We start from the raw sequence: 15,131 nt of genomic DNA, 5'->3' as shown, positions 1-15,131 counted from the left end.
TCGTCGCGCAACCTTGCAGCTTTGCTCGCGTCAACAGTGCCGATCCGTCCAGGCGATCATTGGACCGATCCGTAACCAGTTGCTGACAACCGGAAAGCGGCGCTTTTTCCCCGACAAGAATTGCTCTAGAAAACGACTCCTCAAAGGGAGTCCCTGCCATGTCCGTCGCCAACCAAACGCCCGTCGAAACCCTGAGCGAAGAACAGGCCGCGGCCGAGCTTGCCTTCCTGGCAGCGGAGATCGCCAGCAATGACGAGCTTTACCACGGCAAGGACCAGCCGGCGATTTCGGATGCCGAGTACGATGCGCTGAAGCGGCGCAATGATGCGATCGAGCAGCGCTTTCCCGAACTCATCCGCGACGACAGCCCGTCGCGCCGAGTCGGCGCCGCACCGCTTCCGACGTTCGCGCCGATCACCCATTCGCGGCCGATGCTGTCGCTCGACAATACGTTCTCCGACGAGGACGTGCAGGACTTCATCGGCTCGGTCTACCGCTTCCTCGGGCAGCTGCCCGACGGCTCCATCGCTTTCACCGCCGAGCCGAAGATCGACGGCCTGTCGATGTCGATCCGCTACGAGAACCGCAAGCTGGTGAGCGCCGCCACGCGCGGCGACGGCACGACGGGCGAGAACGTCACGGCGAACGTGAAGACGATCAAGGAGATTCCGAACACGCTGCCTTCGGACGCGCCCGATATCGTCGAAGTGCGCGGCGAGGTCTACATGGCCAAGAGCGACTTCCTTGCGCTCAACGCGCAGATGGAGGCCGAGGGCAAGCAGACCTATGTCAACCCGCGCAACACGGCGGCGGGATCGCTGCGCCAGCTCGACGCCAAGGTGACGGAGAGCCGCAAGCTGCGCTTCTTCGCCTATGCCTGGGGCGAGATTTCAGAGATGCCGTCGGACACGCAGATGGGCATGGTCGAGACCTTCGGTAAATGGGGCTTCCCGATCAATCCGCTGATGAAGCGGCTGTCCGATATCGAGGCCATTCTCGGCCACTACCGCGAGATCGGGCTGAAGCGCCCTGATCTCGACTACGATATCGACGGCGTCGTCTACAAGGTCGACCGTCTCGACCTGCAGCAGCGCCTCGGCTTCCGCTCGCGCAGCCCGCGCTGGGCGACCGCGCACAAGTTCCCGGCCGAGCAGGCGTTCACGACGGTCGAGAACATCGACATCCAGGTCGGCCGCACCGGCGCGCTGACACCGGTGGCGCGGCTCACGCCCGTCACCGTCGGCGGCGTCGTCGTCACCAATGCGACACTGCACAACGAGGACTACATCAAGGGCATCGGCAATTCTGGCGAGCGCATCCGCGAGGACGAGCACGATATCCGCATCGGCGACACCGTCATCGTGCAGCGGGCAGGGGATGTCATCCCGCAGGTGCTTGACGTGGTGATGGAGAAGCGGCCCGCAGGGGCTGAGGCCTATGTGTTTCCAAGGACGTGTCCAGTTTGCGGGTCGCATGCGGTGCGGGAGCGCAACGAGAAGACCGGCAAGCTCGACAGCGTCACCCGCTGCACCGGCGGCTTCGTCTGTCGCGCCCAGGCGACCGAGCATCTGAAGCATTTCGTCTCGCGCAACGCCTTCGATATCGAGGGTTTCGGCACCAAGCAGGTCGATTTCTTCTTCGAGAGCGAGGACGACGCGCTGAAGATCCGCACGGCGCCGGATATCTTCACGCTGAAGAAGCGGCAGGCGGCCTCGACGCTCACCAAGCTCGAGAATATCGACGGCTTTGGCAAGGTGAGCGTCAAGAAACTGTTCGACGCCATCGACGAGCGCCGCTCGATCGCGCTCAACCGCTTCATCTATGCGCTCGGCATCCGCCATGTCGGCGAGACCACCGCCAAGCTGCTGGCGCGCCATTACGGCACTTACGAGTCTTTCGAGACCGCGATGAAAGAGGCTTCGTCACTTAGCGGTGACACCTGGCAGGACCTGAACAATGTCGAGGGCATCGGCGAGATCGTCGCCCGCGCCATTGTCGAGTTCTACAAGGAGCCGCGCAATCTCGACGTCGTCGGCCGCTTGCTGCAGGAGGTGACACCCGAGGCAGCGGAACAGATCGCCGCTTCCGACAGCCCGGTCGCCGGCAAGACCGTTGTGTTCACCGGCAGCCTGGAAAAATTCACCCGCGACGAGGCCAAGGCGCGCGCTGAAAGCCTCGGCGCCAAGGTCGCGGGCTCGGTGTCGAAGAAGACCGACATCCTGGTGGCAGGCCCCGGCGCCGGATCGAAGCTCGACAAGGCGAAGGAACTCGGCGTCCAGACGATGGACGAGGATGAGTGGCTGGCGTTGATTGGGGGGTGAGGTTAGAATCGATCTGATCCGGAGACGATACGATGAACGCTATCAGACCCATCAGAAACGAGGCGGACCTCGCCTGGGCGACGGCCGAGATCGAACCTTATTTCGACAATCCGCCCGCCACAGGAACGCCGGAGGCGGATCGCTTCGACATTCTGGCCGACCTCATCGGGGCCTATGAGAACCGGAATTTTCCAGTGCTGGATCTTGCGCCGATCGACTTTCTCCAGGCGTTCATGGAGATGACGGGGCGGGATCAGGCTGATCTTGCGGATGTTCTCGGCTCTCGTTCCCGGGCGTCGGAGATTCTCAATCGCAAGCGTGCGCTGACTGTCGAGATGATCTTCAAGCTCAATCAGTCTTGGGGCGTGCCGTCTGAAAATCTCGCTCGGCCGTATGCTCTCGCGGTCGCCTGACCGGGACGTTGTGGGCGAATAGCCGCTGTCATTTGCCTCGTCGGCCGGCTGCCGGTATGTCTGGGAGATACCAAAGAATCGGATCCACCCCCTTGAAAACCATCGCCATCGATTTCGAAACCGCCAACGAGCAGCGCGGCAGCGCCTGTTCGGTCGGGCTTGCGTGGATCGAGGAGGGCGTGGTGACCAGGGTGGAGGAGCGTTTGATACGGCCTCGGGAGATGCGATTCTCCGGCATGAACATCGCCATTCACGGCATCCGGCCTGAACATGTCGAGGATGCGCCGGAATTTCCTGAAGTGATGGACGAGTTCGTCGATGATTTCAGGGGCGCGACGATGATCGCGCATAACGCTTCCTTCGATTTCAGCGTCTGGCGCGCATGCCTGGATGGCTACCGGCAGGCCTATCCCGAGCTCACCTATCTCTGCAGCCTGAAGATGTCGCAGCGGATCTGGCCGCATTTCCTGTCGCACCGGCTGAATATCCTGGCCGAGCATCTCGGACTTCGCTTCGCGCACCACAATGCCGCCGAGGATGCCGCCGTTTGTGCGCAGGCGGCGATTGCCATGGCCCGGCATGTGGGCGCTGCGGCGGTGCATGCGATCCCCGGGTTCATCGGCATGAAGCCCGGGCGGCTGACGTCGCGCGGCTACGAGCCCTGCACCTGCCGGAAAGCGTGAGGGTACTGCCGTCTCTTTCTTGCAAAGACAGGGGGCGTGCCTACCTTAGACGGTGACCATCAAGGGAGCCGCCATGTCCATGAAACGCAGTCTCGTTCTTTCCGGTATCCTGCTCGCCGGCCTTTGCGCCGGTACGGCGTCCGCCGATGTCGTCGGCAAGGTCGGGGTCGACTGGATCGGCAATGATATCATCGTCGATGCTGTGGCCGATCCGGAAGTGAAGGGCGTCACGTGCCACGTCACCTATTTCGACCGCAGCGTCATCGACCGCGTGAAGAACGGCAACTGGTTCGAGGATCCGTCGAACAGCGCCATCTCCTGCCACCAGACCGGGCCGATCGAGATCGGCGATATCGATGTGTCCAAGGGCGGCGAGGAAGTGTTCAAGTCCGGCCTGTCGCTGATCTGGAAGAAGCTGGTGGTGACCCGCATCTACGACAAGCAGAACGATACGCTGATCTATCTGGCGCATTCGCGCGAGGTGGTCGACGGATCGGCGAAGATGGCGCTTTCGACCGTCTCGCTGTACGGACAGCCGGTCACCTGGAAGAACGGCAAGCCGCAGTAACCTTGCGTCAAGCAACTCTTGGTGAAGGAACGATCCCGCGCATCCGGCGGATGGCAATTGCCTGACGGCGCGGCTATGGTCCGACCGGATCAAATGGAGAAGGACAGCCGATGCCAAGCGCAACCCGGATCGCAAGCGACTATCTGACCGTCGACGTTTCGCCGCTCGGCGCCGAAATGCAGACGCTTTCGACGCGCGACGGCCGGTCGCTGCTGTGGAGCGGCGATGCCGCCTATTGGAGCGGGCGTTCGCCGATCCTGTTTCCGATCGTCGGCAAGGCGCCCGACGATGCCGTCGTCATCGAGGGCCAGAGCTACGCGATGAACCAACACGGCTTCGCGCGCCGGGCGGAATTTTCGCTCGCCGAAGCGAGCCCGACCATGTGCCGCTACGAGCTGTCGGCGTCGACCGCGACGAAGGCCGTTTATCCGTTCGAGTTCCTGCTGGCGGTCGAGCATTCCGTCGAGGGACGCAAGCTGACGGTCGCGGCCGAGGTCAGCAATCGCGACACACGGCTGATGCCGTTCGGGCTCGGCTTCCATTCCGCCTTCGTCTGGCCGTTGCCGGGCGCCGAGGGCAAGGATCACGTGATTGCGCTCGACAACAGCGGCGAGCCCGGTCTCGTTCGCCTTGAGGGCGGGTTGATTTCCTTTGCGGAGCGTCCGTCGCCGTTCAAGGGCGGCCGGCTGGTTCTCGAACACGGAATGTTCGAGGAGGATGCGATGATCTTTCCGGAAGGCGCGGGCGAGGGGCTGCGCTACAGCGCCGAGGGCGCTCCGACCCTGCATTTCACCTTCGAGAACCTTCCCAACCTGGCGCTCTGGCAGAAGCCCGGGGCGCCGTTCATCTGCGTCGAGCCCTGGCACGGGACGGCGGCCGAGAACGGCGGTTCGACGGAGCTTTCGAAGCGGCCCTACACCACGATGCTGGAGCCGGGTGATGTCGCCCGTTTCGCCTTCACGGTCGAGGTTGACGGCTAACAGCGCTGAACGCGAGAACAGAACAGCCCGCGACGCATCCCGCCGCGGGCTGTTTTCGTTATCGAGGCGCTTCGAAATCAGGCGGCTTCGCGGGCCAGTTCGTCGGCGATGACGGTGTCGAGGTTGAGGAAGCAGACCATGGTCTTTTCCAGCGCGACGATGCCGCGGCAGAAGGCGCGCTGTTCTTCCGGAATGATCTCCGGCGCCGGCTGCAGGTCTTCGCTCTTGATGGTCATCATGTCCGAGACCTGCTCGACCAGAAGACCGACCAGCTTGCCGGCGATGTCGGTGACGATGATCGCCGAGCGCTCGGACGGCTCGGTCATCTTCATCCCCAGGCGGCAGGCCATGTCGATGACGGGAATGACGGCGCCGCGCAGGTTGATGAGGCCGAGCACGTAGGGCGGGGTATGCGGCATCGGGGTCACCGGCGCCCAGCCGCGGATTTCGCGGATCGCCATGATGTCGATGCAGAATTCCTGCTCGCCAAGATGGAAGGAGACGATCTCCAGATGGGAGCCGGTCTGGTTGACGATGGTGCTGCTCATGATCAGTTCTTCCCAGTTGTCTCGGGCCGCGTCGGCCATGGTGTGCGCGGCAACGCCGCCGGTGGATTGACCGCGTCACCGGTGATGAGGCCGGGCAGGCGGGATGGTTTTGGTGAGAGACTGCGGGTGCTTCCCGCGGCGTTGGACGGGCATTCATGCCCTCGCCGGAATGAGCGGTGGATGAGGCGCCATGCGTCATCCCGTTCAGTTGCGACAATTGTTCGCCTGTTAAGATTACGATTACTTTAACATATTGGCCCGAGGTAACACATATTCTTTGAAACCAAGGTGTTCCGGCTTCGTCGCATGCTTGCATTCGCAAAGCTTGCCGTCGTCGGGCGAAAACGCTTTGTTGAATTGCGTGGTGGGGGCGCCGGCTGTATCAGGCGGGCGAGAGGCGCGGCGGCGCTGCGAGGAATGGAATCGATGAAGTCTGTGCGGATAGCGGTCTGGATTGTAGTGCTGGTTATGGCGGGTGTTCTCGGCTGGGCGACGCTCAATGTCACAAAGACCAAGGAAGCCATGTCGGACGGGCCGTTCGGGGTGCCGTTCACGCTTACGGCGCAGAACGGCCATCCGATCACCGAGCAGGCGTTCCGCGGCAAGCCGTCGGCTCTCTTCTTCGGCTTCACCCATTGCCCCGAGGTTTGCCCGACGACGCTCTTCGAACTCGATGGCTGGCTGAAGCAGGTCGATCCCAAGGGCGACAAGCTGCAGGCCTATTTCGTCAGCGTCGATCCGGAGCGCGATACACCCGAGGTGATGAACCAGTACGTCTCGAACGTCTCCAAGCGCATCACCGGCATTTCCGGCGCGCCCGACAAGGTGGCCGAGGTGATCAAGGGTTATCGTGTCTACGCCAAGAAGGTGCCCGTCGACGAGAACAATCCCAATGGCGACTACACGATGGACCACACGGCTTCTGTTTTTCTGCTCGATTCGCAGGGGCGGTTCGCCGGTACGATCGCCTATGGCGAAAATCCCGATACGGCGGTAAAAAAGCTGGAGAACCTCGTCAGCAAGGGATGACACCATGGCGGCCGGGCATCGCAGCATTCTGGTGGCCGGTGCGGGTGCCGCCGGCCTGACCGTTGCCCTGGAGCTCGCGCGGCGCGGCTTTCGCCCTCGCGTGGTCGACAGCGACGCCGGCACGGTTCCGGTGGCGGAAAGTCGGGCGCTCGGCATCAACGCCCGAACGCTGACATTGCTGGCTCCGTCCAGCGTGACGGACGCGATCCTTCAGGAAGCCCAGCGGCTGGTGCAGTTCCGCGTCGTCTCCGGCGGCAAGGTGCTCGCCACGCTGGATACGACACGCGTTCCCGGCCCCTACGGCGCCCTGCACGCCCTCTCGCAAGGGCATACCGAGCGCTTGCTGCTCGGCAAGCTTTCCGATTACGAAGTGGTGCCGGAGTGGCAGACCACGGTGGTCGCCGTCGACAATCCAGCTGAGCCACGTGTCACCTTGCGTAAGGCCGACGGTTCGGTTGAGAGTGCTGCCTTCGACATCGTTATCGCGGCGGATGGTGCGCACTCGGCCGTGCGCAAGGCCGTCGGTCTCGGCTTTCCCGGAGATGCCTTGGAGAGCCGTTTCTATCTGGCGGACTTTCGCTACGCGGCGCCTGTCGATACGCATTTCGTCGAGATGCAGCTCGTCAATCCCGGCATGATCGGCCGGCTGCCTGTCGATCGCGATATGCTTCGCTTCATCTCGACGCTACCCGACTTCGAAAGCCGGATCGTCCATCCGGCGCCTGTCGCCGAGCGGGTCTGGGCGTCCGATTTCCGCATCCACTTCCGCCACGCCGAGACGCTGTCGAAAGGCAACGTGTTTCTCGTGGGCGATGCCGGCATATCCATTCGCCGGCCGGCGCTCGGGGCATGAATCTGGGCATCGAGGATGCCTGCTGGCTGGCATGGCTGATTTCCGAGGGGCGGGAAAGCGACTATTCGCGGCTGCGGATGCCGGCGGTGCATATGGTGCTGAGGCAGACGCGGCAGCTGACGTCGCTGTTCACGATGAGCAACCCGCTGGCGATCGCGGTTCGTAATTTCGCGATGCCGATGCTTTTCAGACTGCCTCAATTCTCACAGAAATTGCTGCGCGGCGTTTCCGGTTGTGATACGCCACCACCGCCATGGATCGATGGCGCCGTTTGAACTGGAAAGACCGACCTTGAGTGAAATACGCCTTTATGTGACGACCACCGAAGTGCTGGCCGGGGAAGTCCTCGATCTTCTGTCGGAAGTGTTCGGCGAAGAAGATTTCGCGATCGCCACCACCGAGATCGACGAGAAGAAGGATATCTGGGAAGCCTCGGTTTACATGATGCGCGAGGACGAAGCGGGTGTTCGCGTTCGCGTCCAGGAGGCGCTGTCCCAGGCGTTTCCGCAGATGACGGTCGAGCGCGAGGTCATCCCCGAGGTCGACTGGGTGGCGAAGTCGCTCGAAGGGCTGAAGCCGGTGCGGGCAGGGCGGTTCCTGGTGCATGGGTCCCATGATCGCGACAAGGTGCGTTCGGGCGACATCGCCATCGAGATCGATGCCGGACAGGCTTTCGGCACCGGGCATCACGGCACCACGGCGGGCTGCCTTGAAGTGATCGACCATGTGGTGCGGTCGCGGCGGGTGCGCAATGCGCTCGATCTCGGCACTGGCAGCGGCGTGCTGGCGATTGCCGTGCGCAAGCTGAAGAACGTCCCGGTTCTCGCCACCGACATCGATCCGATCGCGACGCGGGTGGCCGCCGAGAACGTCCGGCGCAACGGCATTGCCAGTGGTATCTCCACCGAGACGGCGCCGGGTTTTCACTCCACGGCCTTCTCGTCGCACGGTCCCTTCGATCTGATCATCGCCAACATCCTGGCGCGGCCGTTGATCAAGATGGCGCCGCAGCTCGTCAATCACCTGGCGCCGGGTGGGTCGGTCGTCCTGTCGGGCATCCTGGCCGAGCAGCGGTGGAAGGTGCTTTCCGCCTATAACGGCGCGCATCTGCGCCATGTCCGCACCATCTGGCGCAACGGCTGGGTGACGATCCATCTCGACCGTCCGTAAGGGCGGGAGAGCGTTCACAAAAGAAAAGGCGGCGCCAGTGGCACCGCCTTTGATCCGGTTTCCCGGTCTTTGTCCGCGAGCTTGATGAGGAGGAGAGCTCGAGCGGACTTCTACTTATTCTGATCGCCAATCCGGGAGGGAGGAGGAGAAACGGATCGACGAGTTGCTCAGAATGCGTAGCTGTTTGCGCCGTTGTAGCGCGTGGCCTTGTGGCTGGAGCCCAGCATCGCGAGGGCACCCTCGTTCTGCGGGCGGCGCGAGCCGATGATGTGACGGACAGTCTGGCGCTCGCCAGCCTGTACCGGGCTGCTGTAAGCGGAGCGCGACAGAGAGGCAGTCATTTCTAAATTCCTTGTGTTTCCGGTTCATCTCGAACCATTGCGATGAGGCCTATATAACCATTCGAAAAATTTCAGGCAGGGGCTTTCCTTCATGGGAGCTATGCACGCAAAGCATAAAGCGTGCCAGTTTGGAAAACGGCGCCTCATTTCTGCCGAAATAATGGACGGTTCAATGGTCCGTCGGGAGGAACCGGTTTTTCTCCCATTTGCCTTGGATTTCGATAACATAGCCGCTCTCCCGTCTTGCGGGATTCGTCCAAACAGCAGGTTTTCCAGTATGTTCCAGTCCTTTGAAGTCACCTCCACGCCACAATTCGGCCGCGATCGGGTTTCGGCGTTGCGCGCGAATTTCGATGCGCTCGGGATCGACGGTTTTCTTGTGCCGCGCGCCGACGAGTTCAACGGCGAATACGTGCCGGCCTGCGCGGAGCGGCTTTCCTGGCTGACGGGCTTCACCGGATCGGCCGGCGTGGCGATGGTGCTGCGCTCGCAGGCGATCGTCTTCGTCGACGGACGCTACGTGACGCAGCTTGCCGAGCAGGTTGATGGAACGGTCTTTACCGGAGGCGATCTCGTCGGCGAGCCGCCGCATCTGTGGATCAGCAACAACGGCGTCAAGGGGATGCGGCTCGGCATCGATCCCTGGCTGCATTCGGGCGCCGAGGTCAGGCGTCTGGAGAAGGCTTTGGCCGGGATCGGCGGTTCGCTGGTGCTTCTGCCGCACAATCCACTCGACCGGCTGTGGGCCGACCGGCCGCAGGAGCCGCTGGGGCAGGTGGTGCTGCAGAATATCGTGCAGGCCGGCGTGCTCGCAACCGACAAGCTGGCGACGATCGCAGCCGATCTCGTGAAGAAGAACCTGAAGGCGGTGCTGATCGCCGATCCGTCCTCGGTTGCCTGGATCTTCAACATCCGAGGCGCCGACGTGCCGCATACGCCGCATCCTCTGGCGCGCGCCATCGTTCATGCCGACGGCAAGGCCGAGCTGTTTCTCGACAAGCGCAAGACCGGCATCGAGGTCGAGGCCTATCTGGCGCAGATGTGCACGCAGCTGCCGCCGTCGACGCTGGAAGGTAGCCTTGCCGCCGTTTCCCGTGATGGCGGCCGGGTGCTTGTCGATCCCGACCTGACCTCCTACGGGCTGGCCGAAATCATCCGCAAGGCGGGCGGCGAGGTCGTCGAGGGCAACGATCCGGCCAAACTGCCGCGGGCGGTGAAGAACACCGTCGAGATCAACGGTTCGGCGGCGGCGCATCTGCAGGATGGCGCGGCGATGGTGGAATTCCTCTGCTGGCTGGCGCAGACCAAGGCCGGAACCGTCACCGAGATCGAGGTCGCGGAGAAGCTCGAGGCGGTGAGGGCACGCGTCGGCCAGAGCATGCAGAACCCGCTTAAGGACATTTCCTTCGACACGATTTCCGGCGCCGGCGAACATGCGGCGATCATGCATTATCGCGTGACCACGGAGAGCAACCGCAAGCTGGAAGCAGGCGAACTGTTCCTGATCGATTCCGGTGCGCAGTACATCAACGGCACGACGGATATCACCCGCACGGTCGGTGTCGGCGAGGTTTCCGAGGAGCAGAAGCGTTTCTTCACACTGGTGCTGAAGGGCATGATCCAGATCAGCACCGCCCGCTTCCCGAAAGGCACGCGCGGCTGCGATCTCGATCCCTTGGCGCGCATCGCGCTGTGGCGGGCGGGCGTCGATTTCGGCCATGGAACGGGCCACGGCGTCGGCTCCTATCTCTCGGTACACGAGGGGCCGCAGCGGATTTCGCGGATGTCGACGCAGGAGCTTCTGCCCGGCATGATCCTCTCCAACGAACCGGGCTATTATCGGCCGGGCGCCTTCGGCATCCGCATCGAGAACCTGATCTACATCAGGGAGCCGGAGGCGATCGAAGGGGGCGACATGGCGATGCTCGGTTTCGAGACGCTGACCTTCTGCCCGATCGATCGCGACCTCGTCATTGCCGAGCTTCTGACGCATGACGAGCTGCACTGGTTCAACGATTATCACGAGCGCACCCGCGAGGCGCTGATGCCGCTCATCCACGATCATGACGTCAAGGCATGGCTGGAGAACGCGACGCTGCCACTGGAGTATTGATAGGCCTTGTCGATGAAGCCTTGCCGTGGCGTCACATGCCCAGCGTGTGACGCCATGTCATGACGACGACCCAGGCGGCGACCAGCATCCAGCTGTGCGAGAAGCGGAGGCCGACGGCCAGTGCCACGACAAGCGCCAACTTCGAATCCCAACCACCGGTGAAGAAGGATGGCGCGACCAGCGTGGTCAGCACCGCGGCCGGCACGGCGGCAAGCGCCGCTTCCATTCTTGGCGGAATGCGCTTCATCGTGGTGATGAGGATATAGCCGCCGATGCGGGTGCCGTAGGTCGCGACCGCGGCGCCGAGAATGAGGAGGAGCATGTGGAGATCGGTTTCCATCATCACACCTCGTGCAGATCGGATTCGAGTTCCTGCTCGCGCGGCGGCGGCGGGAAGAGGGCGGCGAGGACGATGCCCGCGGCGGCGCCGAGGCTGACGTGCCAGGGCGAGCCGACGTAGTGATAGGCGATCACCGAGGCAACGGCGCTGACGCCTGCCACCGGCAGGAAGTTGTCGCGATGGCGGAAATCGAGGACGATGCCGAGGAAATAGGCGGGCAGCAGGATATCGAGGCCGATCGCCTTGGGATCGCCGATGAAGCTGCCGAGCAGGCCGCCGATCAGGCTGACGATGACCCAGGGCACGTAGATGATGATGCCGAAGCCGAGATACCAGGCGAAGGTGACCTGCCTGCCGGACTCCTGACGCTTCACCGTCTCGGCGAATTGCGGATCCACCAGCAGGAAGAAGGTGAAGAATTTCTGCAGGCCGGTGAAGTGCTTGATATAGGGGGCAATGGCCGCCGAATAGAGCACATGGCGGAAGTTGACGGCGAGGATCGAGGCGATGATCACCCACGCCTGCACGTCGTGGCCGAACAGTTCGAGACCGACCATCTGGCTGGCGCCGGCATAGACCGTGGCGCTCATGAAGGTCAGCTGGAAGAGCGACATGCCGTTATCGGCGGCAAGCGCGCCGAACAGCGCGCCGAAAGGGGCCGAGGCGAGCGCCACGGCAGAACCGCCGCGCAATCCCTCGAAAAAATCCGCGCGACTCATCGGCGACGATCCTTCTGGAAATTTGAACTCCCTCTAAGGTTATGAACCCGGTGCTGCAAACGAATTTCCTTGATTGACCGATCGATTTCACTGAACGGTCCATCCTAAACGCACTCGGAGGTGAGGGGACGATGAAGACGATCGAATTTGCGAAGGACGACAAGGCGGCATTGCTGGAGCGAATCCGCCATTATTTCGACAGCGAGCTCGACCAGCCGATCGGAATACTGAAGGCTGAGATGGTCATGGAGTTCTTGAGCAAGGAGATCGGTGCCGCCTATTACAAGCAGGGGCTCGAGGATGCGCAGGTGGCGCTGTCGAAACGGATCGACGATTTTTCTGACGACGTCTACCAGATGCAGCGCGACGCGACCGATTGATCAGCCGGCCAGCGCCTCGGTGCTGGTGATGATCTCGATGCCTTCGACCCGCATCTCGGCGATCGCGGCCTCGACACCATCAGGCGTGATGCCGCGGCTGGCGTCCTCGATGAAACGGACCTTGACCGATGGCATCATCTCGACGGCATCGAGCGCCGTGAAGCGTACGCAGTAGTCCGTCGCCAGGCCGCAGATATCCAGTTCGGTGATCTCGCGCTCCTTCAGAAACTCGGCAAGACCGGTGTGGGCATCCTGGGCGTTGTCACGGAAGGCTGAGTAGCTGTCGATATTGCGGTTCTCGCCCTTCTGCAGGATGAGGTCGATCTCCGCCGTTCTGAGCTCGGGGTGCAGTTCGGCGTCGCGGGTGCCCTGTACGCAGTGGTCTGGCCACAGCATCTGCGGCTTGCCGCCGAGGGTGCCGATTTCGAAGGGGTTTTTGCCCGGATGGGAGGAGGCGAAGCTGCCATGGTCGGCGGGGTGCCAATCCTGCGAGGCGACGATCAGGTCGTATTTGCCGCTGCCGATCAGCTGGTTGGCGAGCGTGACGATCTCGTCGCCCTCGGGCACGGCGAGATTGCCGCCGGGGCAGAAACCGTTCTGAATATCGACCAGCAGCAAGGCTTTCATCGGCACGTCTCCCTGGAATTATTGCGGTGCAAGATGCCAAGAGAGACGCGCCGATGCAATCTGGAATACGCTTCGCCATATAACGACGAAGCGTATTGTCAACAGCTTAGAGCAATTCCGCTTTTCTTCGAATCGCGGAACAGCTCTATCCTTTTGTTTTCACGCAATTCCGGACGGAAAACCGCTTTCGCACTTTTCCTGGAATTGCTTTAGGCCGGGCGGTGGCCCTTCAGCCCGTAGAAGGCGATGTAGGCGTAGCACAGCACCGGCATCAGGAAGGCGAGGTGGATGCCGATGGTATCGGCAAGGCCGCCCTGAACGAGGGGAAGCAACGCGCCGCCGACGATCGCCAGGCACAGGATGCCAGAGCCCTGGCTGGTGTGTTTGCCGAGGCCGTAGAGACCGAGGCTGAAGATCGTGGGGAACATGATCGAATTGAACAGGCCGATCGCCAGCACCGACCACATTGCGACATGGCCGCTCGAGAAGACGGTAACGAGAAGCAGGATGATGGCAATGGCGGCATTGAAGGCGAGAGCCTTGCCGTCATCGACATAGCGCATCGCCACCGCACCGATGAAGCGGCCGACCATGGCGCCGCCCCAGAAGTAGGAGACGTAGTGCGCCGCATCGGCTTCGGAGATGCCGGCGATATCGGGCTGGCTCAGGAAGTTGACGAGGAAGCTGCCGATGCTCACTTCAGCGCCGACATAGACGAAGATGCCGATCGCGCCGAGGACGAGGTGGCGATACTGCCAGGCCGAGCCGCCATCGGTGATCGGAGCGATATCGTCCGAGCCTTCGACCTGCGGCAGCTTGAGCGCTGCGAACACGGCGGCGAGCACCAGGAAGGCGATGGCGAGCAGCATATAGGGGAACTTCACCGCGCCGGCTTCCGCCATTCTGACGGCATCGAGCTGCTCGGGCGTGGCGCCGGCAACCGCCGCAGTCGTCGCCGACAGGATCAGGAAGGCGCCGAATGCCGGTGCCAGCGTCGTGCCGAGGGCATTGAATGCCTGCGTCATGGTGAGGCGGCTCGCTGCCGTATCCGGCGGGCCGAGGACGGTCACGTAGGGGTTGGCGGCGACCTGGAGGATGGTAACGCCGGTGGCGAGCACGAAGAGCGCGCCCAGGAACAGCGCATAGACACGGTAGCTGGCGGCCGGGATGAACAGCGCGCAGCCAATTGCCGCGACCAGCAGGCCGACAACGATGCCCCATTTATAGGTGATGCGCTTGACCAGCGCGCCGGCGGGCAGCGAGACGATGAAATAGGCGCCGAAGAAGCACAGCTGGATCAGCATGGACTGCGTGTAGTTCAGCTGGAAGACGTTCTTCAGGTGCGGGATCAGGATGTCGTTCAGGCAGGTGATGAAACCCCACATGAAGAACAGCGATGTCAGCGCCACCAGGGCAAATCGATAATTCGCTGCGGGAGCGGATGAAGCCGGGCGGGTCGTCGCGGCATTGTTGGTGATGATACCAGCCACTTTTTTATACCTCTTGTTCTTGTTGACGCCGGATATTTTCCGTTGAAAGCCGTCTGTCGGACGGGCCGGCGGTGGCTCGGCGGGGCGCTCCGGGAGAAAGCGTGCTGCAAGCCACACGGGTTCATATATGCCGCGAAAGAAAATTTCGATAGGATGCGAAGCGTTTTTTTGTGCTTTGCAAGGTGAAATGTTGCGATTGCGAAGGGGATTGGGGGTGTTGGGCGGGTGGGATGAAGACCCCTCCCAACGCACCTGGGGCGAGCCGCGTGTCTCGCCCCGTCCTCGCGGACCCCCACAAGGGGGAGGGCTTAACCTGTGGCGCTGCCGAGCGAGGACTGAGATGCCGCCACGAGTCTTCTCCGCCACCTGTGGGGGAGATGCCCGGCAGGGCAGAGGGGGGTGTTCCACGGCAAAACCTCTCGATCATTCACTTCCCACACCGCATCCCCACAAACACACCAAAACCCCACGCGGCTCTCACCCGTGGTTCCGCCATGCACTGCGCTTCACTTCACTCGGACGGGGTGCTGGAAACCACCTCGATTGAGTAAGTTAG

Annotated in this window: 15 protein-coding genes and 1 pseudogene; 10 read left to right on the top strand and 6 right to left on the bottom strand. The window is 62.5% G+C overall.

The window, feature by feature from the left end:
* Window positions 1–158 precede the first annotated feature (158 nt).
* The 5 genes from ligA to QTL95_RS22260 all read left to right on the top strand — a co-directional run bounded on the left by ligA (window position 159) and on the right by QTL95_RS22260 (window position 4,965).
* A complete protein-coding gene (gene ligA, locus QTL95_RS22280; protein ID WP_289722079.1) occupies window positions 159–2,321 on the top strand; it encodes an NAD-dependent DNA ligase LigA in 2,163 nt (720 codons plus the stop codon).
* 32 nt (window positions 2,322–2,353) lie between these two features.
* Window positions 2,354–2,734 carry a helix-turn-helix domain-containing protein gene (locus QTL95_RS22275; RefSeq protein WP_289722078.1) on the top strand — a complete coding sequence of 127 codons (381 nt, stop codon included), beginning with the start codon at window positions 2,354–2,356 and terminating at the stop codon, window positions 2,732–2,734.
* Between the two features lie 92 nt (window positions 2,735–2,826).
* Window positions 2,827–3,417, top strand: coding sequence for a 3'-5' exonuclease (locus QTL95_RS22270; protein ID WP_289722077.1), 591 nt, complete (start codon window positions 2,827–2,829; stop codon window positions 3,415–3,417).
* A 73-nt stretch (window positions 3,418–3,490) separates the two neighbouring features.
* Complete coding sequence (locus QTL95_RS22265) at window positions 3,491–3,985, top strand: CreA family protein (protein ID WP_289722076.1); 495 nt, start codon at window positions 3,491–3,493, stop codon at window positions 3,983–3,985.
* Window positions 3,986–4,095: 110 nt separating this feature from the next.
* Complete coding sequence (locus QTL95_RS22260) at window positions 4,096–4,965, top strand: aldose 1-epimerase family protein (protein ID WP_289722075.1); 870 nt, start codon at window positions 4,096–4,098, stop codon at window positions 4,963–4,965.
* A gap of 77 nt (window positions 4,966–5,042) precedes the next feature.
* Here the strand turns inward: QTL95_RS22260 and QTL95_RS22255 are convergent, their stop codons facing one another.
* Window positions 5,043–5,513: a chemotaxis protein CheW gene (locus QTL95_RS22255; protein WP_289722074.1), complete on the bottom strand. Its 471-nt coding sequence runs from the start codon at window positions 5,511–5,513 to the stop codon at window positions 5,043–5,045.
* Window positions 5,514–5,939: 426 nt separating this feature from the next.
* Here QTL95_RS22255 and QTL95_RS22250 point away from each other — a divergent pair, with 426 nt between their 5' ends.
* The 3 genes and pseudogenes from QTL95_RS22250 to QTL95_RS22240 all read left to right on the top strand — a co-directional run bounded on the left by QTL95_RS22250 (window position 5,940) and on the right by QTL95_RS22240 (window position 8,565).
* Complete coding sequence (locus QTL95_RS22250) at window positions 5,940–6,542, top strand: SCO family protein (protein ID WP_289722073.1); 603 nt, start codon at window positions 5,940–5,942, stop codon at window positions 6,540–6,542.
* 4 nt (window positions 6,543–6,546) lie between these two features.
* Window positions 6,547–7,670, top strand: a pseudogene (locus QTL95_RS22245) (FAD-dependent oxidoreductase).
* A gap of 16 nt (window positions 7,671–7,686) precedes the next feature.
* Window positions 7,687–8,565: a 50S ribosomal protein L11 methyltransferase gene (locus QTL95_RS22240; protein ID WP_289722072.1), complete on the top strand. Its 879-nt coding sequence runs from the start codon at window positions 7,687–7,689 to the stop codon at window positions 8,563–8,565.
* A 167-nt stretch (window positions 8,566–8,732) separates the two neighbouring features.
* On the opposite strand, the gene QTL95_RS22235 is transcribed toward QTL95_RS22240, so the two are convergent.
* The gene (locus tag QTL95_RS22235) at window positions 8,733–8,906 is read right to left on the bottom strand and encodes a hypothetical protein (protein WP_289722071.1); all 174 of its coding nucleotides are present in this window, start codon (window positions 8,904–8,906) and stop codon (window positions 8,733–8,735) included.
* A 277-nt stretch (window positions 8,907–9,183) separates the two neighbouring features.
* Between QTL95_RS22235 and QTL95_RS22230 the strand changes: the two genes are divergently transcribed.
* Window positions 9,184–11,019, top strand: a complete 1,836-nt coding sequence (locus QTL95_RS22230; protein ID WP_289722070.1) for an aminopeptidase P family protein — start codon at window positions 9,184–9,186, stop codon at window positions 11,017–11,019.
* A gap of 31 nt (window positions 11,020–11,050) precedes the next feature.
* On the opposite strand, the gene QTL95_RS22225 is transcribed toward QTL95_RS22230, so the two are convergent.
* Both QTL95_RS22225 and QTL95_RS22220 read right to left on the bottom strand, forming a co-directional pair.
* Complete coding sequence (locus QTL95_RS22225; protein ID WP_289722069.1) at window positions 11,051–11,359, bottom strand: AzlD family protein; 309 nt, start codon at window positions 11,357–11,359, stop codon at window positions 11,051–11,053.
* 2 nt (window positions 11,360–11,361) lie between these two features.
* Entirely contained in the window at window positions 11,362–12,078 is a 717-nt protein-coding gene (locus tag QTL95_RS22220) for an AzlC family ABC transporter permease (RefSeq protein ID WP_289722068.1), read from the bottom strand.
* 131 nt (window positions 12,079–12,209) lie between these two features.
* Between QTL95_RS22220 and QTL95_RS22215 the strand changes: the two genes are divergently transcribed.
* A complete protein-coding gene (locus QTL95_RS22215) occupies window positions 12,210–12,458 on the top strand; it encodes a DUF2164 domain-containing protein (protein ID WP_289722067.1) in 249 nt (82 codons plus the stop codon).
* Here QTL95_RS22215 and pncA read toward each other — a convergent pair whose 3' ends face one another.
* Both pncA and QTL95_RS22205 read right to left on the bottom strand, forming a co-directional pair.
* Window positions 12,459–13,085 carry a bifunctional nicotinamidase/pyrazinamidase gene (gene pncA / locus QTL95_RS22210; RefSeq protein WP_289722066.1) on the bottom strand — a complete coding sequence of 209 codons (627 nt, stop codon included), beginning with the start codon at window positions 13,083–13,085 and terminating at the stop codon, window positions 12,459–12,461.
* A 209-nt stretch (window positions 13,086–13,294) separates the two neighbouring features.
* A complete protein-coding gene (locus QTL95_RS22205; RefSeq protein ID WP_442981331.1) occupies window positions 13,295–14,575 on the bottom strand; it encodes a sugar MFS transporter in 1,281 nt (426 codons plus the stop codon).
* Between the last annotated feature and the right edge of the window lie 556 nt (window positions 14,576–15,131).

Source organism: Rhizobium sp. S152, from assembly GCF_030380735.1.
In the GTDB taxonomy this organism is placed as follows: Bacteria; Pseudomonadota; Alphaproteobacteria; order Rhizobiales; family Rhizobiaceae; genus Rhizobium.
This window is presented reverse-complemented; position numbering and strand designations above follow the sequence as displayed.

What these genes read in the sequence shown, in the direction of transcription:
- ligA (WP_289722079.1), top strand. Translation starts at nt 159, where the DNA reads ATGTCCGTCGCCAACCAAACGCCCGTCGAAACCCTGAGCGAAGAACAG.
- QTL95_RS22275 (WP_289722078.1), top strand. Translation starts at nt 2,354, where the DNA reads ATGAACGCTATCAGACCCATCAGAAACGAGGCGGACCTCGCCTGGGCG.
- QTL95_RS22265 (WP_289722076.1), top strand. Translation starts at nt 3,491, where the DNA reads ATGTCCATGAAACGCAGTCTCGTTCTTTCCGGTATCCTGCTCGCCGGC.
- QTL95_RS22260 (WP_289722075.1), top strand. Translation starts at nt 4,096, where the DNA reads ATGCCAAGCGCAACCCGGATCGCAAGCGACTATCTGACCGTCGACGTT.
- QTL95_RS22255 (WP_289722074.1), bottom strand. Translation starts at nt 5,513, where the DNA reads ATGAGCAGCACCATCGTCAACCAGACCGGCTCCCATCTGGAGATCGTC.
- QTL95_RS22250 (WP_289722073.1), top strand. Translation starts at nt 5,940, where the DNA reads ATGAAGTCTGTGCGGATAGCGGTCTGGATTGTAGTGCTGGTTATGGCG.
- QTL95_RS22235 (WP_289722071.1), bottom strand. Translation starts at nt 8,906, where the DNA reads ATGACTGCCTCTCTGTCGCGCTCCGCTTACAGCAGCCCGGTACAGGCT.
- QTL95_RS22230 (WP_289722070.1), top strand. Translation starts at nt 9,184, where the DNA reads ATGTTCCAGTCCTTTGAAGTCACCTCCACGCCACAATTCGGCCGCGAT.
- QTL95_RS22225 (WP_289722069.1), bottom strand. Translation starts at nt 11,359, where the DNA reads ATGGAAACCGATCTCCACATGCTCCTCCTCATTCTCGGCGCCGCGGTC.
- QTL95_RS22220 (WP_289722068.1), bottom strand. Translation starts at nt 12,078, where the DNA reads ATGAGTCGCGCGGATTTTTTCGAGGGATTGCGCGGCGGTTCTGCCGTG.
- QTL95_RS22215 (WP_289722067.1), top strand. Translation starts at nt 12,210, where the DNA reads ATGAAGACGATCGAATTTGCGAAGGACGACAAGGCGGCATTGCTGGAG.
- pncA (WP_289722066.1), bottom strand. Translation starts at nt 13,085, where the DNA reads ATGAAAGCCTTGCTGCTGGTCGATATTCAGAACGGTTTCTGCCCCGGC.